This window comes from Pantoea sp. Sc1 (genome assembly GCF_000255315.1).
GTDB lineage: Bacteria > Pseudomonadota > Gammaproteobacteria > Enterobacterales > Enterobacteriaceae > Pantoea > Pantoea anthophila.
The window spans coordinates 1,337,603-1,359,069 of record NZ_AJFP01000001.1 but is presented as its reverse complement, the minus strand read 5'-3'; the positions used below and the strand labels follow the sequence as shown (position 1 = coordinate 1,359,069).

22 protein-coding genes are annotated in these 21,467 nt (G+C 58.0%); 5 read left to right on the top strand and 17 right to left on the bottom strand.

The genetic code is table 11. The features are described from left to right. The first annotated feature begins 128 nt into the window (after positions 1-128). Positions 129-1,076, top strand: a complete 948-nt coding sequence (locus S7A_RS06435) for a sugar-binding transcriptional regulator (protein ID WP_009088987.1) — start codon at positions 129-131, stop codon at positions 1,074-1,076. An 80-nt stretch (positions 1,077-1,156) separates the two neighbouring features. Here the strand turns inward: S7A_RS06435 and hisP are convergent, their stop codons facing one another. The 15 genes from hisP to S7A_RS06355 form a co-directional block, all read right to left on the bottom strand. Beyond that, positions 1,157-1,930: a histidine ABC transporter ATP-binding protein HisP gene (gene hisP / locus S7A_RS06430; protein WP_009088986.1), complete on the bottom strand. Its 774-nt coding sequence runs from the start codon at positions 1,928-1,930 to the stop codon at positions 1,157-1,159. 8 nt (positions 1,931-1,938) lie between these two features. Then, positions 1,939-2,655, bottom strand: coding sequence for an ABC transporter permease (locus tag S7A_RS06425; protein ID WP_009088985.1), 717 nt, complete (start codon positions 2,653-2,655; stop codon positions 1,939-1,941). Then, positions 2,648-3,337 carry a histidine ABC transporter permease HisQ gene (locus S7A_RS06420; RefSeq protein ID WP_009088984.1) on the bottom strand — a complete coding sequence of 230 codons (690 nt, stop codon included), beginning with the start codon at positions 3,335-3,337 and terminating at the stop codon, positions 2,648-2,650. Before S7A_RS06420 ends, S7A_RS06425 begins: the two co-directional genes overlap by 8 nt. Positions 3,338-3,504: 167 nt before the next feature. After that, complete coding sequence (argT, locus tag S7A_RS06415) at positions 3,505-4,287, bottom strand: lysine/arginine/ornithine ABC transporter substrate-binding protein ArgT (RefSeq protein ID WP_009088983.1); 783 nt, start codon at positions 4,285-4,287, stop codon at positions 3,505-3,507. 260 nt (positions 4,288-4,547) lie between these two features. Beyond that, complete coding sequence (locus tag S7A_RS06410; RefSeq protein ID WP_009088982.1) at positions 4,548-5,117, bottom strand: UbiX family flavin prenyltransferase; 570 nt, start codon at positions 5,115-5,117, stop codon at positions 4,548-4,550. 113 nt (positions 5,118-5,230) lie between these two features. Continuing rightward, the gene (gene purF, locus S7A_RS06405; RefSeq protein ID WP_009088981.1) at positions 5,231-6,748 is read right to left on the bottom strand and encodes an amidophosphoribosyltransferase; all 1,518 of its coding nucleotides are present in this window, start codon (positions 6,746-6,748) and stop codon (positions 5,231-5,233) included. A gap of 37 nt (positions 6,749-6,785) precedes the next feature. Then, on the bottom strand, positions 6,786-7,271 hold the full coding sequence (gene cvpA, locus S7A_RS06400) for a colicin V production protein (protein ID WP_009088980.1): 486 nt from the start codon (positions 7,269-7,271) through the stop codon (positions 6,786-6,788). Between the two features lie 263 nt (positions 7,272-7,534). Further along, positions 7,535-8,317 carry a cell division protein DedD gene (gene dedD, locus S7A_RS06390; protein ID WP_009088978.1) on the bottom strand — a complete coding sequence of 261 codons (783 nt, stop codon included), beginning with the start codon at positions 8,315-8,317 and terminating at the stop codon, positions 7,535-7,537. Then, a complete protein-coding gene (gene folC / locus S7A_RS06385; protein WP_009088977.1) occupies positions 8,307-9,575 on the bottom strand; it encodes a bifunctional tetrahydrofolate synthase/dihydrofolate synthase in 1,269 nt (422 codons plus the stop codon). Before folC ends, dedD begins: the two co-directional genes overlap by 11 nt. 94 nt (positions 9,576-9,669) lie before the next feature. After that, positions 9,670-10,584, bottom strand: coding sequence for an acetyl-CoA carboxylase, carboxyltransferase subunit beta (accD, locus tag S7A_RS06380; protein WP_009088976.1), 915 nt, complete (start codon positions 10,582-10,584; stop codon positions 9,670-9,672). A gap of 144 nt (positions 10,585-10,728) precedes the next feature. Beyond that, entirely contained in the window at positions 10,729-11,391 is a 663-nt protein-coding gene (locus S7A_RS06375; protein ID WP_009088975.1) for a DedA family protein, read from the bottom strand. 29 nt (positions 11,392-11,420) lie between these two features. Continuing rightward, a complete protein-coding gene (truA, locus tag S7A_RS06370; protein ID WP_009088974.1) occupies positions 11,421-12,224 on the bottom strand; it encodes a tRNA pseudouridine(38-40) synthase TruA in 804 nt (267 codons plus the stop codon). A 2-nt stretch (positions 12,225-12,226) separates the two neighbouring features. Then, complete coding sequence (locus S7A_RS06365) at positions 12,227-13,234, bottom strand: aspartate-semialdehyde dehydrogenase (RefSeq protein WP_009088972.1); 1,008 nt, start codon at positions 13,232-13,234, stop codon at positions 12,227-12,229. A gap of 132 nt (positions 13,235-13,366) precedes the next feature. Next, complete coding sequence (gene pdxB, locus S7A_RS06360; RefSeq protein WP_009088970.1) at positions 13,367-14,500, bottom strand: 4-phosphoerythronate dehydrogenase PdxB; 1,134 nt, start codon at positions 14,498-14,500, stop codon at positions 13,367-13,369. Between the two features lie 55 nt (positions 14,501-14,555). Next, positions 14,556-15,335, bottom strand: a complete 780-nt coding sequence (locus S7A_RS06355) for a helix-turn-helix transcriptional regulator (RefSeq protein WP_009088969.1) — start codon at positions 15,333-15,335, stop codon at positions 14,556-14,558. A 96-nt stretch (positions 15,336-15,431) separates the two neighbouring features. Between S7A_RS06355 and S7A_RS06350 the strand changes: the two genes are divergently transcribed. Continuing rightward, positions 15,432-16,331 (top strand): DMT family transporter, encoded by a 900-nt coding sequence (locus S7A_RS06350; RefSeq protein ID WP_009088968.1) that lies wholly within the window; start codon positions 15,432-15,434, stop codon positions 16,329-16,331. On the opposite strand, the gene S7A_RS06345 is transcribed toward S7A_RS06350, so the two are convergent. Together S7A_RS06345 and tctD are read right to left on the bottom strand one after the other, a co-directional pair. Continuing rightward, positions 16,312-17,700 (bottom strand): sensor histidine kinase, encoded by a 1,389-nt coding sequence (locus tag S7A_RS06345; protein WP_009088967.1) that lies wholly within the window; start codon positions 17,698-17,700, stop codon positions 16,312-16,314. The two genes, S7A_RS06350 and S7A_RS06345, sit on opposite strands and share 20 nt — an antisense overlap. Then, positions 17,691-18,362 carry a transcriptional regulator TctD gene (gene tctD, locus S7A_RS06340; RefSeq protein ID WP_009088966.1) on the bottom strand — a complete coding sequence of 224 codons (672 nt, stop codon included), beginning with the start codon at positions 18,360-18,362 and terminating at the stop codon, positions 17,691-17,693. Before tctD ends, S7A_RS06345 begins: the two co-directional genes overlap by 10 nt. Positions 18,363-18,482: 120 nt before the next feature. Here tctD and S7A_RS06335 point away from each other — a divergent pair, with 120 nt between their 5' ends. The 3 genes from S7A_RS06335 to S7A_RS06325 are packed head-to-tail and all read left to right on the top strand — an operon-like array spanning position 18,483 to position 21,423. Continuing rightward, positions 18,483-19,463 carry a tripartite tricarboxylate transporter substrate binding protein gene (locus S7A_RS06335; RefSeq protein WP_009088965.1) on the top strand — a complete coding sequence of 327 codons (981 nt, stop codon included), beginning with the start codon at positions 18,483-18,485 and terminating at the stop codon, positions 19,461-19,463. Between the two features lie 12 nt (positions 19,464-19,475). Further along, positions 19,476-19,907 (top strand): tripartite tricarboxylate transporter TctB family protein, encoded by a 432-nt coding sequence (locus S7A_RS06330; RefSeq protein WP_009088964.1) that lies wholly within the window; start codon positions 19,476-19,478, stop codon positions 19,905-19,907. 10 nt (positions 19,908-19,917) lie between these two features. Then, positions 19,918-21,423 (top strand): tripartite tricarboxylate transporter permease, encoded by a 1,506-nt coding sequence (locus S7A_RS06325; protein WP_009088963.1) that lies wholly within the window; start codon positions 19,918-19,920, stop codon positions 21,421-21,423. Positions 21,424-21,467: the final 44 nt, after the last annotated feature.

The window sequence follows — 21,467 nt, the reverse complement described above, 5'->3', positions numbered from 1 at the left end:
ATTACGCGGATCCTTCTGCGAGCTCTGTCACAAATAATACTTTTGCTCTTTTATTGGGCTTTTGCCCGGTTAGCGCTTTTTGCCCGGCTCGCGTTAAGATGTCTCTCTGAATTCGACGGAACAGCGTGATGAGCAGAGAAGAGAAAAAGCAGGAGCTGGCCGCGCGTGCCGCATGGATGTATTACGTTGCGGGCGTGACACAGCAGGAGATTGCGCAGGCACTGGGATTGTCGCGCCAGGTGGCGCAGCGTCTGGTATCCAGTGCTCGTGAAATGGGCATGGTGAACGTAAAAATCGATCATCCCGTCACGCACTGTCTGCAGCTGGCGCGTGAGGTCCAGGAGAAGTTTGGTCTGGAACTCTGTCGCGTCGTGCCCTCGGCCAGTCTGAACGAGGATGCCATTCAGCAAATGCTGGCCGTCGAAGGGGCGGCGGTAATGGCGCAGTTCATCAGTGAGGAAGCGCCACAGGTCTTTGGCATTGGTTCCGGTAAAACCTTACGCTCGATCATCGACGCGTTGCCCTGGGTGGATCGCCCGCAGCATCATTGCGTTTCGATGATTGGCGCCATCGCGCGGGATGATTCCGGGACACGCTATGATGTCCCGCTGAAGATGGCCGAAAAGATGCAGGGTAAGTATTTCTTTATTCCGGCCCCCCTCTACGCCGACACGCCTGAAGATAAAGCGATGTGGGTGCAGCATAAGGTGTATCAGCGCGTCACCGAACGCGCCTTACGGGCAGACGTAGCCTTTGTCGGGATTGGCGAAGTGATGCCAGGCTGTCCGCTGAACGCCGAGGGATTTATTACCGATACGCAGGTTGAGGCGCTGAATGCGCGTGGCGTCGCAGGCGAGATGCTCGGTCACTTTTTCAATCAGCAGGGTGAACGCGTGTGGGGGGAAACGGATGAACTCCTGACCAGCGTGCATCTGGAAAGCCAGACACAGCGCAAAATCATTGGCTTTGCCGGTAGCGAACGCAAGTACCCGGCGATCCGGGCCGCCTTACAGGGCGGCTGGGTATCGGGTCTGGTGACCGACGAGGACACGGCGCTGAAGTTACTGCAGACGTGACGCAGCGGGCAGGCAGCGTACCGGCGCAGGGCACGTCACGCCGATGCCCTGCTTCCCGCATCTGTCCGCCCCGCTATCCGTTACTTCAGCGATCCCTTGAGGAACTGCTGCAGTCGCGGGCTTTTCGGGTTACCGAACAGCTCCGCAGGCGCTCCCTGCTCTTCGATTTTGCCCTGATGCAGGAATATGACGTGGCTGGAAACGTGGCGGGCGAACTCCATCTCATGGGTAACAACGACCATGGTTTTGCCCTCCTCTGCCAGCTTCTGCATGATGCGCAGCACTTCGCCTACCAGCTCCGGATCGAGCGCCGAGGTCGGCTCATCAAACAGTAATACTTCCGGCTCCATGGCCAGCGCACGCGCAATCGAGACACGCTGCTGCTGACCACCCGAGAGATGAACCGGATACTTCGCCTGTGCCCGTGCGTCAATGCCGACTTTATCGAGATAGCGGATTGCCCGTTCACGCGCTTCCGCCTTGCTCAGTCCCAGCACCTGAATCGGCGCTTCCATCACGTTTTCCAGCACCGTCATGTGGCTCCAGAGATTGAAGTGCTGGAACACCATGGTCAGGCTGGTGCGCAATGCGCGCAGCTGCTCTTTATCAGCCACTTTCAGCTGACCATCTTTGTCACGGACTAAGTTGATCTGCTGGTTGTTGACGACGATGCTGCCTTCACTCGGTTTTTCGAGAAAGTTGATGCAGCGTAAAAAGGTACTTTTCCCTGAACCGGACGATCCTATGATACTGATCACATCGCCCGCTTTAGCAGTTAACGAGACCCCTTTCAGCACTTCATGTTCACCGTAACGTTTATGCAATTCGGTGACGCTTAATTTATTGTCAGCCATAGTTCTACTCAATGCGATGAAGAGGGTTTCACGTGGGCCAGCCAGCGGCGTTCCGCCAGGCGGAACAGGCTGATCAACACGTAAGAGATAATCAGGTATAACACCGCTGCCAGGCCGAAGGCGGTGAACGGCTGATAGGTCGCGGAGTTAATATCCCGCGCGATTTTCAGCAGATCCGGCACCGTCGCGGTGAAGGCCAGCGCCGTGGAGTGCAGCATCAGAATCACTTCGTTGCTGTAGGCTGGCAGCGCCGTACGCAGCGCCGACGGCAGAATGATGCAGCGATAGAGTTTAAAGGTCGAGAAGCCATACGCCCGCGCCGCCTCAATCTCCCCGTGCGGCACCGAACGAATGGCCCCGGCAAAGATCTCCGTGGTGTAGGCGCAGGTGTTAAGCGTAAAGGCGAGTAATGTACAGTTCAGGCCACTGCGGAAAAAGGCATTCAGCAGCTCCGTGCCTTTCACAATCTCCAGCGTGTACATCCCGGAGTAAAACACCAGCAGCTGCACGTAGAGCGGCGTGCCACGGAACACGTAGGTAAAGAGCCAGACCGGAAAACTGATAAAGCGATTAGGGGAAACCCGCGCAATCGCCAGCAGAATAGCCAGGCATCCGCCAATGGCGACCGAGAGGATCAGCAGCCAGAGCGTGATCGCCACGCCGGTAAAGCGATAACCGTCTGTCCAGAGCAGCGATTTCCAGTATTCCTGAATAATATCAATCATAAGTCGCCCTCTTCACGCCTACCGTATAGCGCCGGTTCAGCCACCACAGCACGCCATTCGACAGCGTGGTGAACAGCAGGTAAATCACGCCCGCCACGATGGCGAAATAGAACGGCTGCCAGGTGCTTTTTCCGGCCAGCTGCGTCGCCTTCACGACATCTTCCAGTCCGAGCAGCGAGACCAGCGCGGTGGCTTTCAGGATCACCTGCCAGTTGTTACCGATGCCGGGCAGCGCATAGCGCATCATGGCCGGGAACAGAATGCGGCGAAACACCTGCGCGCCGGTAAAACCAAACGCGGTGGCCGCTTCAATCTGCCCTTTCGGCACCGCCATAAAGGCACCCCGGAACGTTTCAGTAAAGTAGGCACCATAGATAAAGCCGAGCGTGATGATACCGGCGACCATCGGGTCGATATCAAACTGCGCCATGCCCAGCGCATCGGTGATCTGGTTGAGGACAATCTGCAGACCGTAGAAGATCAGCAGCATTAATACGAGGTCGGGCACGCCACGGATCAGCGTGGTGTAGCCTTCAAAAATCATCGCCAGAGGCCGGCTGCGCGACAGTTTCGCGCCTGCGCCGATCAACCCCAGCAGCACTGCCAGCACCACGGAAGTGAGCGCCAGTTCCAGCGTCACCAGTGTGCCCCTGAGAATTACATCAGAATAGCCATACAGCATCGAAAGGGTCCTGTCGTGGGGTGAAAACAAAACGCTGCCCGCCAGACATCGACGGGCAGTTTAGCTTTATCACTCTGGCGTCTCTGCCATCCGCCCCCGGGGCACAGCGGCGTTAAGCCGTCCGTTCCGGCGGGCTTCAGCAGCCAGAGGATAAAGCGACAGGATGGTTAGTCGCCGTACACATTGAAATCGAAGTATTTCTTCGCAATCTTGTCGTAGGTGCCATCTTTACGCATATCAGTAAAGGCTTTGTCGATAGCGGCCTTCAGCTCGCTGTCATCTTTACGCAGCCCCATGCCTGTTCCGACACCAAAGATCTTGTCATCTTTCACCGCCGGACCGGCAAACGCGTAGTTCTTGCCCACCGGCTGCTTCAGGAAGCCTTCGCTGGCCTGGACTTCATCCTGGAAAGCGGCATCAATACGGCCTGCATTCAGATCCTGATAGACCAGATCCTGGTTCGCATAAGGCGTAATCGTCACCCCTTTTGGCCGCCAGTTCTCATTGGCATAGGTTTCCTGTGTGGTGCCCTGCAGCAGACCGATGTTTTTGCCTTTCAGCGATTCAATCGTCGGCTCGATTTTTGATCCCTTCGGTGCCACTAAACGTGCGTTGGCGGCGTAGAGTTTTTCTGAGAAGGCGATCTCTTCCTGACGTTTTGCTGTGATGGAGAGTGAGGAGATGATGGCATCAATTTTCTTCGCTTTCAGTGAAGGGATCAGCGCATCGAAATCACTTTCGACATAGGTACATTGGGTATGGATACGTTTGCAGATTTCGTTAGCGAGGTCGATATCGAAGCCCACTAACTTGCCTTGCGCGTTTTTCGACTCAAACGGTGGGTAAGTTGGATCTGTACCGATGCGGATTGACCCCGGAACCGCCGCAAAGACGCTGGCAGCACTGGATAAGCCCAGCATCAGGGAAAGAGCCAGAACACGCTTTTTCATAGATTACCCTCAAGTGAAGTGCTTTTTGTTATGTGGTTCGTGATGTGAATGCGCTAATTAATCTGCATGTTTCATGCCAGATCTGCAAGTTATCCACGCAGTTAGCGTGACGCCAGTGCGGTGAAAACCGCCTGTTTATAGGGGGGAATATAGCAGTGAAGTAAAAGAGAAAAAGCGATGATGTTAACTTTTGGTGCGTCAGATGCACGAAGAGTGATCCGGGGCGCGCTTATGCACTAATTAAGTGCGCCCGCGGAACTTTATGCACCCTGCCAGCGCATAAACAGATCTTCCGGCAGGTCGATATCAAACTGATCGATAACGCGATTAACGGTCTGGTCGATGATCTGCCCGATGGTATCAGGACGGTGATAAAACGCCGGGACGGGCGGCATAATGATAGCCCCCAGTTCGGCCGCCGTGGTCATCATGCGCAGATGACCGACATGCAGCGGGGTCTCGCGCACGCACAACACCAGTTTACGCTGCTCTTTTAACACCACGTCCGCTGCCCGGGTCAGCAGGGAGTCACTGTAGCTGTGAACGATGCCTGACAGGGTTTTCATCGAGCAGGGTAAGATCGCCATGCCCAGTGTTTTAAACGACCCGGAGGAGATGTTCGCGGCAATATCGCGCACGTCGTGCACCACATCGGCCAGCGCCTGTACGTCGCGAACCGAGTAGTCGCTCTCCAGTCCCAGCGTCTGTCGCGCCGCCTGACTCATGACCAGATGCGTTTCCACCTCTTCCACCTGCTGCAACACCTGCAGCATGCGCACGCCGTAGATCACCCCGCTTGCGCCAGAGATGCCAATGATGAGTCGTTTCATAGTCCAACCTTGTCTCCGCTAATGCACCATCATAACGCGGCCGGACGATTTCTGAAAACAAACAGGGCGGGATTGCTCCCGCCCTGTTCTGTGCTGTCCGCCTGTCGGGGATATCAGCCTTCGTTGTGCAGCTCGAGGTTCTCGACTTCGTTCTGGCGCTGAAGCGCTTTCGCGTCATCATTACGCAGCGACTCAAGATACTCCAGATACTGCTGATCGACATCTTTGGTCACGTAGACGCCGTTGAAAACCGAACATTCAAACTGGGTAATATCCGGATTCTCTTCACGCACCGCTTCGATCAGATCGTTGAGATCCTGGAAAATCAGCGCATCCGCTTTGATCAGCTGACGGATCTCTTCCACTTCGCGGCCATGGGCAATCAGCTCCGTGGCGCTCGGCATATCGATGCCGTAGACGTTCGGGAAGCGAATTTCCGGGGCCGCTGACGCCAGGTAAACCCGTTTTGCGCCCGCTTCACGCGCCATCTCAATGATCTGCTCGGAAGTGGTGCCACGCACGATGGAGTCATCCACCAGCAGCACGTTTTTATCACGGAATTCCGCGCGGTTCGCGTTGAGCTTACGACGTACTGCGCTGCGACGTAACTGCTGGCCCGGCATGATAAAGGTGCGGCCGACGTAGCGGTTCTTCACGAAGCCCTGGCGATAGGGTTTATCGAGAATACGCGCAATCTCCAGCGCGATATCGGTTGAGGTTTCCGGGATTGGAATCACCACGTCGATATCGAGATCTTCCCACTCGCGGGCAATTTTTTCGCCCAGCTTGGTGCCCATACGGACACGGGCGCTGTAGACCGAAATCTTGTCGAGGAACGAGTCGGGACGTGCAAAATAGACATACTCGAACAGGCACGGATTGCTTTTCGGGTTTTCAGCACACTGACGGGTCGACAGCTGGCCCTCTTCAGTGACATAAACCGCTTCACCCGGCGCCACGTCACGGATGAACTCAAAGCCCAGCGTATCAAGCGCCACGCTCTCTGAGGCAACCATATATTCGGTACGGCCGTCAGCGATGACGCGCTTGCCGAGGACCAGCGGACGAATGCCGTTAGGATCGCGGAAGGCGACCATGCCGTGTCCGATAATCATCGCCACGACGGCGTAAGCGCCGCGCACCTGCTGATGCAGGGCTGCAACCGCAGAAAAAATGTTGTCAGCTTCCAGCGGATCGTTCTGGAAGCGATCCAGTTCCTGCGCAAAGATGTTCAGCAGGATTTCAGAATCTGACGTGGTGTTAACGTGACGGCGGCCCTTTTCGAACAGGTGCTTACGCAGTTCATGGGCGTTAGTCAGATTACCGTTGTGCGCCAGAGTGATGCCATAGGGCGAGTTGACGTAGAAAGGCTGCGCTTCAGAGGCACTGGAGCTTCCTGCCGTAGGATAACGCGCGTGACCAATGCCCATGTTGCCCTGCAGACGCTGCATGTGACGTGCTTCGAAAACGTCGCTGACCAGGCCGTTTGCCTTTCGCAGGCGAAAACATTTCAGCGCATCGATAGTACAAATGCCTGCGGCATCCTGCCCGCGGTGCTGGAGCACCGTTAACGCGTCATAGATCGACTGGTTGACCGGCATGAAACCGGTGATACCGACAATACCGCACATGTTGTCATTTCCTCATTAAGCCGCACTCCCGGTCACATCACCGGGGTAAAAAACTCGACGTGCTTTTCAGGTAATCAAAAAACCACCTGATGATATAACTGAACTCGGGAATGAGTTGAGACTGTTGCCAGTCCGGACTTTTGGAAAAGCCAGTGAATGTATCAAGGAAGAACAGCAAAGCGGCCACAATCAGCACACCACGCAACGCCCCGAAACAGACTCCCAACACCCGGTCGGTTCCCGACAGGCCGGTTTTTTCCACCAGCGTGCCGATAACGTAGTTCACTATGGCCCCGACTATCAGGGTTGCCACAAACAGCACACCGATGGCGATACCGTTACGAACCAGTTCGTCGTCAAAACCTGTAAACCAGACTGCAAGGTAGGCGTAGTAATGACTGGCGACAAAAAACGCGCATCCCCAGGTAACAAGAGATAAGGCTTCCCGGACAAACCCGCGAATCAGGCTGACCAGAGCCGAAAAACCAACTACCGCAATAATGACGTAATCAATCCAGATCATGAACTCTTCCAGCGCCAGTGCAATTGCACCCCTGCATCCAGTTCGGGGCGCATTCTAACAGAAAAAGAAAACGTTTGCGTAGCGGTTTTCCTTTTCTGCATCCATAAAAAAGGCGATAAAAAAATTCGCTATCGCCCGGGTGATTCTCAGCCGTTCATGCCGTTGAAAATCGTCACTTTTTCCGTCACGCTGCGCTATAAATGAACGCGCCAGCCGGTAAAAGACGCTGCCTGTTACTGCTATCGGCAGCGCCAATCACCCGATTAACGGGCGCTGTAAGGCTTCACCACACCGCCCAGTCCGGAGATGTTTTTCAGCTCGCCCACTGCGCTCTGCATTTTAGCTTTAGAGGCGTCCGGCCCGACATAAATACGGGTAATCTGCCCCTGCACCGGCGTTGACGGCACGGTAAAGGCGCGATAGCCCGAGAGCCGAAGCTGTGCCACGATCTCGTTCACTTTGCTGGCGTTTTTCAGCGCGCCCAGCTGCACCACGTAAGCCTGCCCTGCCGGCGCGGTGGTTTCTGCCGCTTTCGGCGCCGTCTCTTCCTTCGGCTGCTCAACCGCTTTTGGCTGTTCAGCCGGCTTCGGCTTCGGCTGCTCTGCCACTTTCGGCTTCTGCTGTTCCACAGGCTTCGGCTTAGGCTGCTCGGTTACTCTGGCTTTCTGCTGCTCGGTGACCTTCGGCTTCGTGACCGTCTGCGCAGGCGCAGACTGATGAACCGGCGGCGGCGAGACCACAGCCGGATCGCTCTCCTCTTCCGGCTGAGTGCGGCCCTGTTCTGCCGTCACATTGGTTTTACCGCTGCCGTTACTGCTGCTCACCGCATTGCCCGCCCCTTCCGGCGGCTGCGACGGCAGCGACTGCGTGACCGGCGGCACCATTTCGCTGTCCTGCTGGTCGTCCGGTTTTGGCACCAGCGGAATCGCGGCGAACTCCTCTTTATAATGCTTTTTCTGACCATCCAGCAGCCCTGGCAGGACAATCACGCCAACGGCGACCAGAATAATCGTGCCGACTAAACGGTTCTGAAACTTACTTGCCACGTCCTTTCTCCGTTTCAATCGATTCCATGACCTGCGCCACGGTGTGGAATGACCCACAAACCAGCACAACGTCCTGCGGCGCGGCCTGCTGACGCGCCTGCTGCCAGGCGAGTGCAACCGAGCTGAACGCCTCGCCCTGCGGCAGGCTGCTCAGCAGCTGCTCCGCCGTGGCACCGCGCGGGCCATCGAGTGGCGCGCAGTACCAGGCATCCACCACCGGAGCCAGCGCCGCCAGCGTTCCGGCGATATCTTTATCATGCAGCATACCCACAACCGCGTGCACTTTGCCGCGTGCCGGCAGGGCGGCCAGTCGTGAAGCCAGATAGCCCGCCGCATGCGGGTTGTGCGCCACGTCCAGAATCACACGCGGGGATTCACTGATGGTCTGAAAACGTCCTGGCAGCATCGCCAGCGGCAGGCTGGCGCGAATCTGCGCCTCGCTGACCGCCAGCCCGGACATGCGCAGTGCCACCAGTGCCGTCGCCGCGTTGGGCAGCGGCACCTGCGGCAGGGGCAAATCGTTCAGTTCACCGGCCGCATCCCGCAGCGACCAGCTTTCCGCCTGCGCATGAAAGGACCATTCACGGTCGCGCTGCATGAGCTTAGCGCCCTTTTCCTGCGCCACCATGGCGATACTCTGCGGCATTTCCGGCTCACCGACCACCGCCGGTTTGCCTGCCCGGAACACACCCGCTTTTTCCCGCCCGATGCTTTCGCGATCCGGGCCAAGCCAGTCGGTATGATCCAGAGCAATGCTGGTGACGATGGCGACATCAGCATCAACGATATTGGTGGCGTCCAGTCGTCCGCCGAGGCCCACCTCGAGGATCACCACATCCAGCTTCGCCTGGCGAAACAGATTGAGCGCGGAGAGCGTGCCGAATTCAAAATAGGTCAGTGAAATGTCTGCCCGTCCCGCTTCAATCTCCGCAAAGCTGGCGCAGTGCTGCGCTTCGCTCAGCTCCTCTCCCTGAACCCGGACGCGCTCGGTGTAGCGCACCAGATGGGGTGAGCTGTAGACGCCAACCCGATAGCCTGCGGCCATCAGCAGGGTTTCCAGCGTGCGGCAGGTGGTGCCTTTGCCGTTGGTACCGGCGACGGTAAAAACAAAGGGGGCGGGTTTCAGCAGGTCGAGACGTTGTGCCACCTGGCGAATGCGATCCAGACCCAGTTCGATCGCCTGGGTATGCAGGTGCTCAAGATAATAAAGCCACGTGGCCAAAGGCGACGTGGCTTGAGGAAGGTGAAGATTGTCCATATGTCCCGTTTTGCTTATTGATACCCGGCAGACTGCTGCTGCGGTATACGGTGCATTGGTAAGAGGCGCGGTGGACGCGCCTCTCTATCTCCTGTCAGGCCTCGTTGCTTTCCGATTCAGTCGGCGCAGGGGCGGACTGTTCACCGTCATGCAGCGGTGCCGGCAGGTTCATCATTTTTGCCAGCAGGCTTGCCAGTTTGTAGCGCATTTCCGGACGGCGGATGATCATGTCGATCGCGCCCTTTTCAATCAGAAACTCACTGCGCTGGAAGCCTGGCGGCAGTTTTTCACGCACAGTCTGTTCGATAACGCGTGGGCCGGCAAAGCCGATCAGCGCTTTCGGTTCCGCCACGTTGAGGTCACCCAGCATGGCAAAACTGGCGGAAACACCGCCCATGGTCGGGTCAGTCAGCACGGAAATGTAAGGCAGACCGCGCTCCTGCATTTTCGCCAGCGCCGCACTGGTCTTCGCCATCTGCATCAGCGACATCAGCGCTTCCTGCATACGTGCACCGCCACTGGCGGAGAAGCAGATCAGCGGACAGTTATCTTCTAACGCCTGCTCAACCGCACGGACAAAACGCGCGCCGACCACAGAGCCCATTGAACCGCCCATAAAGGCAAATTCAAAGGCGGCCGTAACAACCGGCATGCCGTGCAGCTGACCTTTCATCACGATCAATGCATCTTTTTCGCCGGTGTCTTTCTGGGCGGCGACCAGACGATCTTTATACTTCTTGGAGTCGCGGAACTTGAGCAGATCTTTCGGCTCGAGTTCACTGCCAAGCTCAACCAGGGTGCCCTGGTCGAGGAAACTGCCGAGACGCTCACGGGCGTGCATACGCATGTGATGGTCACACTTCGGGCAGACCTCAAGATTACGCTCCAGCTCGGCGCGGTAGAGAACCTGGCCACAGCTGTCGCACTTGGTCCAGACCCCTTCCGGGATACTGGCTTTGCGCGCAGGCGTCGTGGTGCTTTTATTAAGAATTCGTTCAATCCAGCTCATTGATGACCTTTCTGTTTAAAACTGACCTGGTCCAGTCGTCTTGATACTGCTGAAAACCGCTTCAGCAGACGGTAAATGTCGCTCATTAAACCACAACCTGTTCAGACTGTGGATAAAAATCTGGTCTTATCCCTGAGCAAAGTCTCAGGGCAGCTTCTGCTGTTTAGCCTGACGGCGATGACGCCAGACTTCGATGACGCCCGGCAGGACGGAGACCAGGATAATGCCCACAATCAACAGCTTCAGGTTTTCCTGCACCACCGGCAGATCGCCAAACAGGTAGCCCGCATAGGAGAAGAGCAGGACCCATAACAGCGCACCGGTGACGTTGAACAGCGCGAAGTGGCGATAGGACATATGGCCCATACCGGCGACAAACGGCGCAAACGTGCGGACAATCGGCACAAAGCGCGCCAGGATGATGGTTTTTCCGCCGTGACGGGCATAAAACGCATGGGTTTTATCCAGATAGCTGCGGCGGAAAATCTTCGAGTCCGGGTTACTGAACAACCGTTCGCCAAACAGCCGGCCAATGGTGTAGTTCACCGCATCGCCCAGAATCGCGGCGGTCACTAACAGCGCCACCATCAGATGCACATTCAGATCGTTCCCCGGCAGGGCTGCCAGCGCGCCTGCGACAAACAGCAGGGAGTCGCCCGGCAGGAAGGGCGTCACCACCAGTCCGGTTTCGCAGAACAAAATCAGGAACAAAATCGCGTAAATCCAGACGCCGTACTGAGCAACCAGCTCGGCAAGGTGCACATCAATGTGCAGAATAAAATCAACCAGAAAATGGAGGAACTCCATAGCGTGCCCTTTAATGTCCTGAAAGTGAATTAATCCGCGAGGAACAGGGGTCCCATCGGCGGCTGTGGTAACGCAAAGTGGGATGGATAATCCACCGCCACCAGATACAACCCTTCTGCCCGGGCTGTAGCGGCCGCTAACGTCCGATCTTTCGCCGCCAGCAGCGTTGCCATCCATGACTCCGGCTTGTTGCCGCAGCCTATCTCCATCAGGCTGCCCACGATATTGCGCACCATGTGATGCACAAAGGCGTTGGCTTTGATATCCACAATCACGTAAGGGCCCTGACGCGTCACGTTGAGGTGAATCACGTTGCGCCACGGCGTACGCGACTGGCACTGCACCGCGCGGAATGAGGTGAAATCATTCTCGCCCAGCAGGCATTGCCCGGCGCGCTGCATCTTTTCCGCATCCAGAGGATGGTAAAAGTGCGTCACGCCCTGCGCCAGCACCGCCGGACGCAGACGCTGATTGTAGATCAGGTAGCGATAGCGGCGGGCGGTGGCGCTGAAGCGGGCATGGAAATCTTCCGGCACCGCTTTCACCCAGCGAACGGCGATGTCCGGTGGCAGATTGGCGTTGACGCCCAGCGTCCAGGCGCCGTCAGGCCGCTGCGCCGTGGTGTCGAAATGGACTACCTGCCCGGTGCCGTGCACCCCGGCATCTGTCCGGCCGGCACAAAAGATGCTGACCGGATGATCGGCGACTTTCGACAGCGCACGCTCAACCTTCTCCTGCACGCTGCGGACTTCATTCTGGCGCTGCCAGCCGTAGTAACGACTGCCGTCATACTCAATGCCGAGCGCCAGTTTTTGCATCTGACCTTCGGACATGGTTACAGGTACTCCTGAACCAGTTTCTCTGCGGTTTTCACCGCCATCAGCGCGCCGCCGAAACGGATGTTGTCCGCCACGGACCAGAACTGCAGCAGCTCCGGAATACCGTAATCGTTGCGCACAGCGCCGATGCTGAGCTCGCCGTTGCCTGATGCATCCGTAACCGGCGTCGGCACCTCATCTTCTTCACTGAGGCGAATGTCAGACGCCAGCGCCAGTTCGGCACGCGCTTCCTCCGCCGAGAGCGGACGCAGGTTTTCAATGTGCACGATCTGCGCATTTCCGTAGAAGACCGGCGCCTGAACGCTGCTGACCGCAATCGGCAGGCCTTCGTCCTGCAGCACTTTACGCACCTGCTCAACCACCCGGCGCTCACTCTCAACGCTGCCTTCCGCATCCGCCTGTTGCGGCATCAGGTTAAACGCCAGCTGACGACCAAAATGGTGATCGTCGGCCGGGATGCCATTCAGCAGGCGGGCACTTTCACCGGCCAGCGCATCGACCGCCACTTTGCCGTAGCTGGAGACCGAGATCAGATTGGTCACCTGCAGGCGGCTCAGTCCGGCCGCATCGACCAGCGGTTTAATCGCGGTCAGCAGCTGGCTGACCAGATTATCCGCCACGCTGATGATATTGCGATTACGGTAATCCGCCAGCACGTGCGGGTTCACATCCGGTACCACCAGCGGCACATCCGGCTCCAGCGCAAACAGCTCGCTGCTGTCGATGACCAGACACCCGGCGTTGGCCGCTTCCTCCGCAAAACGGGCTGAGGCGTCACGCCCCGCGACGAAAAAGGCCAGCTGCGCCTGCGACCAGTCGAACGTCTCAGCATTTTCGACCCGCAACGTGCGGCCCTCGAAACGTTTGTTTTCGCCCGCGCTATTTTCGCTGGCCAGCAGATACAATTCACCAACCGGGAACTGGCGTTCCGCCAGCAGTTCCAGTACAGCGTTCCCTACTGCGCCTGTCGCGCCCAGTAGCGCAATATTCCAGCCGTCAGACATGTTGGTTTACTCCAGACAATGACATAAAAACAGAAGGCGGTGATATTCACCGCCCAGGGATTCAGATTTATCCCCCTCCTTAACCCGGCACGCGGCAGCGCCGCCTGCGTTCACTGCGGCATCGCGCGCCGGTTACGCCGGAGAGTGGATTGCGTTAAAGCCCAGCTGATTCAGCATCTCAGCCGCGGTGGCGTCATTACACTTCACCCGCAGCGATGACCACTCACGGCGCTCCAGATATTGCTTACGCAGGCGATCAAATTCGCCGGGCTGCGCCGCCACTTTTCGCAGGGGGGCATCATCGCGGCGCACATCATACACCAGATGCGCCAGGCGTTTCAGCGTTGGCTGATCCAGCGGACCATTCAGGGTGATTTCACTGAATTCCGGCTCCGGCAGCAGGGTGCTGAGCGGCACCTGCTGCGGCTGACCGATAAAGTCACACCAGGCTTCGAACACCTGGGTCGTGCCGCGAGCCTTGCCTTCCAGCGTGTAGCCTGCAATGTGTGGCGTGGCGATGTCGACCCTGTCCAGCAGCGCCAGAGAGAGGTCCGGCTCCGGCTCCCAGACATCCAGCACCACGCTGAGGTCGTGCCGCATTTTCAGCACCTCCAGCAGCGCGACGTTGTCGACCACCGGGCCGCGACAGGCGTTAATCAGAATGGTGTTGGGCTTCAGCGCCATCAGCAGCGCGGCATCGGCCAGGTGCCAGCTCTTATAAGGCCCCTCTTTGAACAGCGGCGTGTGGAATGTCAGGATATCGGCCTGCGCGGTCACCGCCTCCAGCGACAGGAAATCCCCTTCGTCACCGCGATCGGCGCGCGGCGGATCGCACAGCAGGGTTTTGATGCCCCAGGCTTCCAGGCGCTTCTGCAGCCGTCCACCGACGTTGCCGACACCCACGATGCCGACCGTGCGATCGCGCAGCTGGAAACCATCACGTTCCGCCAGCAGCAGCAGCGCGGAGAAAACGTACTCCACCACCGCAATGGCGTTGCAGCCGGGCGCCGCAGAAAACGCAATGCCGGCCTGCTGCAGCCAGGCCTCGTCGATATGATCGGTGCCCGCCGTGGCGGTGCCGACAAACTTCACCGGCTTGCCCGCCAGCAGCGCCTCATTCACCTGCGTCACTGAGCGCACCATCAGCCCGCTGGCATCGGCCAGTTCATCCACCGGCAGCGGACGTCCCGGTACCGCGACCACGTCGCCGGTCCGGCTGAACAACTCACGGGCATAAGGCATATTTTCATCGACCAGAATTTTCACCACGGCTTTCCTGTCTGTTGCATGAGAGGCAATTATTCTGGCACAAAGCACCGCGTTAGCCTAACCGGGCGCGGTAGCGCTCCGGCGTGGTGCCCGCCTGCTGCTGAAACATCACAATCAGCGCCGAGGCGGAACTGTATCCCAGCTCATGGGCGATACTCTGCACGCTTTCGCCCTGCTCCAGCAGCACGATAGCGCGCAGAAAGCGCAGCCGCTGCCGCCATTCGCCAAACGTCATGTGAAGCTGCTGCTGGCAGCGCCGCGCCAGCGTCCGTTCGGTGGTAAAGACCCGCGCCGCCCAGCCTGCCAGGGTGGTGTTATCCCCCGGGCAGGCTTCAAGGGCATGGAGCACCGGCGCCAGAAATTTATCCTGAGAGGTGGGAAGATAACTCTCCTGCACCTCCGCCAGCAGCAGGCGATCGCGCAGTACCTCACACAGCCGCCACTGCGCTTCGGTTTGGGGCTGTTCAAGCTGTTGATCGGCAAAGGTATCCAGGATGGCATGTGCAATCGCGTCGATTCGCATCAGGCAGGCCTGCTGCGGCAGACCAGCGCAAAGCGGGGCCGCCAGATTAAAAGTGCGGAACTGCGCCTGACGATGGTTATAACTGCTGTGCTGCTGCCCCGGCGGGATCCAGACCGGCATGTCAGCCGGGGTCAGCAGGCGTTCACCCTCTACCTGCATCTCCAGCACGTAACTCTTTACCAGAATCAGCTGGCCCCAGGCATGGGCATGCGGCAGATATTCCGTGCGGGCATTGGCCTGTTCATAGCGCATAAAGTAGCGCAGCTGCGAGACGTCGGCGGGCGGCTGGTAAGTCACTTTCAGAGTCATTCTGTCCGCTCTGTTAAAATTTTTGTCCGATATTAACTATCTGGATAAAACCGGACAAGCGTACACTGCGTCGCATCATGATTCAGGAGAGTCCGTATGTTTTTTCTCTATCCGCTCGGTGCGGTGATGATCTGGTCGATCAACGCGATCGTCAGCAAACTGTCGGCCAGCGCGATCGATCCGGCAGCCATCTCATTCTATCGCTGGCTGCTGGCGCTGCTGGTGCTGACGCCGTTTGTGCTGCCCGGTGTGTGGCGCGCCCGTCAGGCGATTAAGCCTCATCTCTGGCGGCTAGCGATACTCGGTCTGCTTGGCATGGTGCTCTACCAGAGCCTCGCCTATTACGCGGCGCACAGTGTCAGCGCCCTCTTCATGGGGATCATCGGCGCGCTGATCCCACTGCTTACCGTCCTGCTGAGCGTGGTAATCCTGCGTATTGCGCCAACATCCGGCATCCTGTTCGGCAGCATCCTCTCCTTTGGCGGTCTGGTGTGGCTGGTCAGTGAGGGCGACGTGATGCAGTTGCTGCATCACGGACTGGGTAAAGGGGAGCTGATGATGCTGGCGGCTTCCACCGCCTATGCCCTTTACGGCGTGCTGACTAAGCGCTGGGCGCTGCCGCTGCCCATCTGGCACAGCCTCTATGTGCAGATTCTGGCTGGTGTCCTGATGCTGCTGCCCGGCTTTCTGCTGGCACCTGATGTCTCGCTTGACCGGCATAACCTGCCGCTGGTGATGTTTGCTGGCCTGTTCGCCTCCCTTATCGCGCCATTTTTGTGGATCCACGGGGTACAGCGCCTCGGCGCGAGCACCACCAGCATCTTTATGAATCTGACGCCGCTGTTTACGGCGCTTATCGCCGTGCTGTTTCTTCATGAGCAGCTGCACAGCTACCACTGGATCGGCGGAGGGCTGACGCTGGGCGGGGTGATCCTGGCGCAGCGACTGCGCACGCCCTTAACCCGGTGTAAATCGGTTAACCTGCGTGAGCTTTAAATAATATGGTCACCCGCAGTCCGCCCAGTAGCGGACTGCGATCCAGGTGCATGGTTGCCCCATGCCAGGCACAGATATCCTGCACCAGTGCGAGACCGATACCGGCTCCCGGCTGGATACCGACATTGTCCAGCCGCTGAAAAGGCTGTAACGCCTTCAGCTGCTCCGCCCCCTCAATGCCCGGCCCGCTGTCCTCAATTTCAAGGCCCCCCACAATCACCCGCGCGGTGACAATGCCGCGACAGGGGGTATATTTAATCGCATTGTCCAGCAGGTTGGCGCACAGTTCGCCAATCAGCACACCATCGCCCCTGACCAGACAGCTCTCTTCCCCTTCGAAACCCAGATCGATCTGCCGGGTACGGGCCGCCATATAGCGGCTGAAACAGGCATCACGCACGATAGCCGCTAAATCAACCCGCGTCATCGGTTTATCCTCGCCGTGACGCGCTTTGATGCGGGCTAACTGTAATAGCCGATCGGTCAGAATAATGGTCTCATCCAGTGTATGACGCATCCCGAGCAGACTCTCCTGCCAGGCTTCAGGGCGCTCACTGCTGAGCGCGACGCTGACCTGCGTTTTGAGGATGGTCAGCGGTGTGCGCAGCTGATGTGCCGCGTCAGCACTGAAACGATCCTGGCGCGCCAGCAGTCCCCGCAGTCGGGCAAGATAGCGGTTAAAGGCGATGATAAGCGGTTGCAGTTCTGACCACGGCAAGGAGGGAAGAGGCGTTAATTCGCCACCGTCGCGCTGCAACACGATACGCGACAGCCGCCGCAGCGGGCGCAAAACCCGACGCAGCATCAGGCTGGCCAGCAGCAGTGTCATCAGAACCAGTCCGCTCTGGCTGATCAGCGCAGTTTGCATTAGCTGGCGGGCAAACTCCTGACGTGAGTTGATGGTTTCCGCCACCAGCACCAGCGCCATGCCATCCACTCCCGCTTCGCTCACCGGCTGCCATAATGCCGCAACGCGAATCCGATGCTGGTGATAGCGTCCATCATAAAAATGCACCAGTGCGGGATAAGCGTTCGACATTTTGCTGGTGATGGGTATGGGCGGCAGATCGTTATAGCCTGATAACGTTTTTCCCTGCGGTGAAATCACCTGATAAAAGAGCTGATCGTTCATGTTACGTTCGAAGCTGTCGAGCACAACCCACGGCACATCAACCTCCAGATGCTGTTCCCGCACCACCAGCCGCTCTGCCACCGTTCGCGCTGACGCCAGCAGCGAACGGTCATAAGCCTGATTAGCGGCCGCCAGCCCGCTCTGATAGTGGGTATAGACTGAGAGCGCCCAGAGCAGTAAAAGTGGCAGGCCAAACCATGCCAGCAGCTCACCCCGCAACGAATGAATCAGCCGCATGAGAGCGTTTCCAGGCTGTAACCCAGCCCGCGCAGGGTCACGATCGCCACGTTGCTGCCTGCCAGCTTTTTACGCACCCGATGTACATAGAGCTCGATACTCTCCGGGCTGGCTTCATCTGACAGGGTAAAGGTCTGCTCGTACAGTGACTGACGCGAAACCGGCCTGCCCTGCCGCTGCATGAGTGTCGTCAGGATGCTTGCTTCCCGCGGCGTCAGCGCCAGGGGTCTGTCTGCCAGCAGAAAATAGCCTTCGCCATCCAGCACCAGCTGACCCAGTGACTGGTTTTGTGATGTCTGACTCTGACTGCGTCGCAGAAGCGCCCGTAACCGCGCTTCGAGTTCATCCATTTCAAAGGGTTTCGTCAGGTAGTCATCTGCCCCCAGGTTCAGACCCCGAACACGATCGTCCAGCGCACTGCGTGCAGTCAGTAGCAATACCGGCACACTTTGTCCGCGTCGCCGCAACCGTGCCAGCACCTCCAGTCCATCCATGCGTGGCAGTGAAATATCGAGCACGACCAGTGCATAGGCTTCACATTGCAAAGCATGGTCGGCCGCCATTCCATCCGCGACCCGGTCGACGGCGAACCCTTTTTGTGTGAGGGCTTTTTCCAGCCAGCGTGCCAGCTCTTCCGTATCTTCAACCAGTAAGAGACGCATATCACATCCTGCTATTAAATCCGCGCACTGAAAGGTAAATGAAAGGTAACTGTTTTAACAATTCGGTAACGCTGATGTTTCAGCGGCAATCACACTCTGGAAGAATGAATGGAGCATAAGATGAAAAAAATCATCCATACCGCCCTTGCCACTACCCTGCTGTCGCTGATGGCAACACCCACCTTTGCCGCCGGGGAGCCCGGTCGCACCGAATGTATCGCGCCAGCTAAACCGGGTGGCGGATTCGATCTCACCTGCAAGCTATTGCAGGTCTCTCTTCAGGAAACCGGACAAATTAAGACGCCGATGCGCGTCACCTACATGCCCGGCGGTGTCGGCGCGGTGGCCTACAACGCGATTATTGCCCAGCGGCCGGCTGAAGCGGGCACCGTTGTCGCCTTCTCTGGCGGCTCACTGCTGAACCTTTCACAGGGTAAGTTTGGTCGTTATACCGTGGACGACGTTAAGTGGCTGGCGGCGGTGGGAACAGATTACGGCATGGTGGCCGTTCGTGAGGATGCACCGTGGAAAACGTTAGGTGAGCTGATGACGGCGATGAAAGCCGATCCGACCAAAGTGGTGGTCGGTGCCGGTGCGTCAATAGGCAGTCAGGACTGGATGAAAACGGCGTTGCTGGCGCGCGAAGCGGGAATCGATCCACGCAAAATGCGTTATGTCGCCTTTGAAGGCGGCGGTGAGCCGGTAACCGCCCTGCTCGGAAACCATATTCAGGTGGTCTCAGGTGATATGAGTGAGATGGTGCCGTATCTGCAGGGCGGCAAAATGCGGGTGCTGGCCGTGATGTCCGATCAGCGTCTGCCGGGTCAGCTGGCCGGGGTGCCCACGGCAAAAGAGCAGGGTTTCAATATCGTCTGGCCGATTATTCGTGGCTATTACCTCGGTCCAAAAGTCAGTGATGCGGATTATCAGTGGTGGGAACAGGCCTTTAAAAAAATGGCTGAGACGCCGGAGTTCAAAAAGCAGCGTGATCTGCGCGGACTGTTCGAATTTAACCTGACAGGCCAGGCACTCGACAGCTACGTGAAGAAGCAGGTGGCGGATTACCGTGAGCAGGCCAAATCCTTTGGTCTGGCCAAATAACGGGAGCAGATGATGAGCGATCGCATTTTTGCCAGCCTGTGGCTGGCGCTCTGCCTTGGCGGCATGGTGATGGCCTGGCAGATTCAGAGTGAATACAGCTACGAACCCGTGGGGCCGCGTCCATTCCCGATGGCAATCCTTGGCCTGATGGCCATCTGCGCCCTGCTGATGCTCTTTCGGAAACCGGACACCATTCAGTGGCCCGCAGCTGGCACGCTGAAACGGCTGGTAGCGCTTGCGCTGATGATGATGCTCTATGGCTGGCTGTTTGAGACGCTGGGCTTTGCCATCTGTACGACGCTGCTGACCTTTGGCATCGGCCTGCTGTTTGGGGCGCGCTGGTGGGCCGCCGCGCTGGCCGGGCTGGTGATGGGCAGCTCGCTGTTTTACGCATTTGACCGTCTGCTGGAAGTCACCCTTCCGGTCGGCAGCTGGCTGAGTTAAGGAGAGCATCATGGATACCTGGTCCTTTTTAATGCAGGGCTTTGCCGTCGCCATGACGCCAGAGAATCTGCTGATCGCCCTGATCGGCTGCTTTATCGGCACCATTGTTGGCCTGCTGCCTGGCCTGGGGCCAATCAATGGCGTAGCCATTCTGATGCCGCTGGCTTTTGCGCTGCACCTGCCGGCCGAGTCGGCGCTGATTCTGCTGGCCACGGTTTATATCGGCTGTGAGTATGGCGGGCGCATCTCCTCCATTCTGCTCAACGTCCCGGGCGATGCCGGCGCAATCATGACCGCGCTGGATGGGTATCCGATGGCGCAGCAGGGCAAAGCGGGCGTCGCGCTCTCCATTTCGGCGGTCAGCTCGTTTGTTGGCTCCACGATTGCTATCGTCGGCATTATTCTCTTCGCCCCGCTGCTGGCCAGCTGGTCACTGGCGTTTGGACCGGCAGAGTACTTTGCCCTGATGGTGTTTGCCATCGCCTGCCTGGGCAGCATGATGAGCCACAATCCGCTGAAATCTTTTCTTTCGGCGCTCATTGGCCTGGGCATGGCCACGGTCGGGGTGGATGCCAATACCGGCGTCTATCGCTTCACGTTTGACAGCGTTCATCTCTCTGACGGCATTCAGTTTGTGGTCGTTGTCATTGGTCTGTTCTCGGTCAGTGAAATTTTGCTGATGCTCGAGTCGACCAGTAGCGGCCAGAAAGCGGTGCGGGCAAGCGGCCGCATGATGTTCAACATGAAGGAGGCGGCGATGGCCACAGGCGCGACGCTACGCTCCTCTTTTCTGGGGTTCTTTGTCGGCGTTCTGCCTGGCGCCGGAGCGACCATTGCCAGCGCTATCGCCTACATGACGGAGAAAAAAATCAGCGGCAGTGAACAGTTCGGGAAAGGGGATATTCGCGGTGTGGCCGCACCGGAAGCGGCAAATAATGCCTCAGCCTGTGGCTCCTTTATCCCGATGCTGACGCTGGGTATCCCCGGCTCCGGCACCACAGCGGTGATGGTCGGCGCTTTAACGCTCTATAACATCACGCCAGGTCCGGCGATGTTTGTTGAGCAGCCAGATATCGTCTGGGGTCTGATCGCGGCACTGCTGATTGGCAACGTTATGCTGCTGGTGATGAACATTCCGATGATCAATGTTTTCGCCCGGATGCTGAGCATTCCGCTCTGGTTCCTGGTGCCGGCCATTGCCGCCATCTCCGCGGTGGGCGTCTATGCCGTGCACAGCACCACCTTCGATTTGCTCCTGATGGTCGGCCTGGGAATCTTTGGTTATATTCTGCGCAAGATGGACTTTCCGATGTCGCCGCTGATTCTGGGCTTTGTGCTGGGTGAGATGCTGGAGCAGAACCTGCGTCGTGCCCTCTCAATCAGTAACGGTAACCTGGTTATTCTGTGGGAAAGTCCTATCTGCAAAGTGCTGCTGGTGCTGGCGATTTCGGTGCTGGTTCTGCCACCGATCTGGAAACGCTGGCGTCGCTATCGCCTCAGACTGGCTGAAGAGTAAATCTCACGCTGAACTGTGCGTCCCCCGTGGGATTTCGCGGGGGC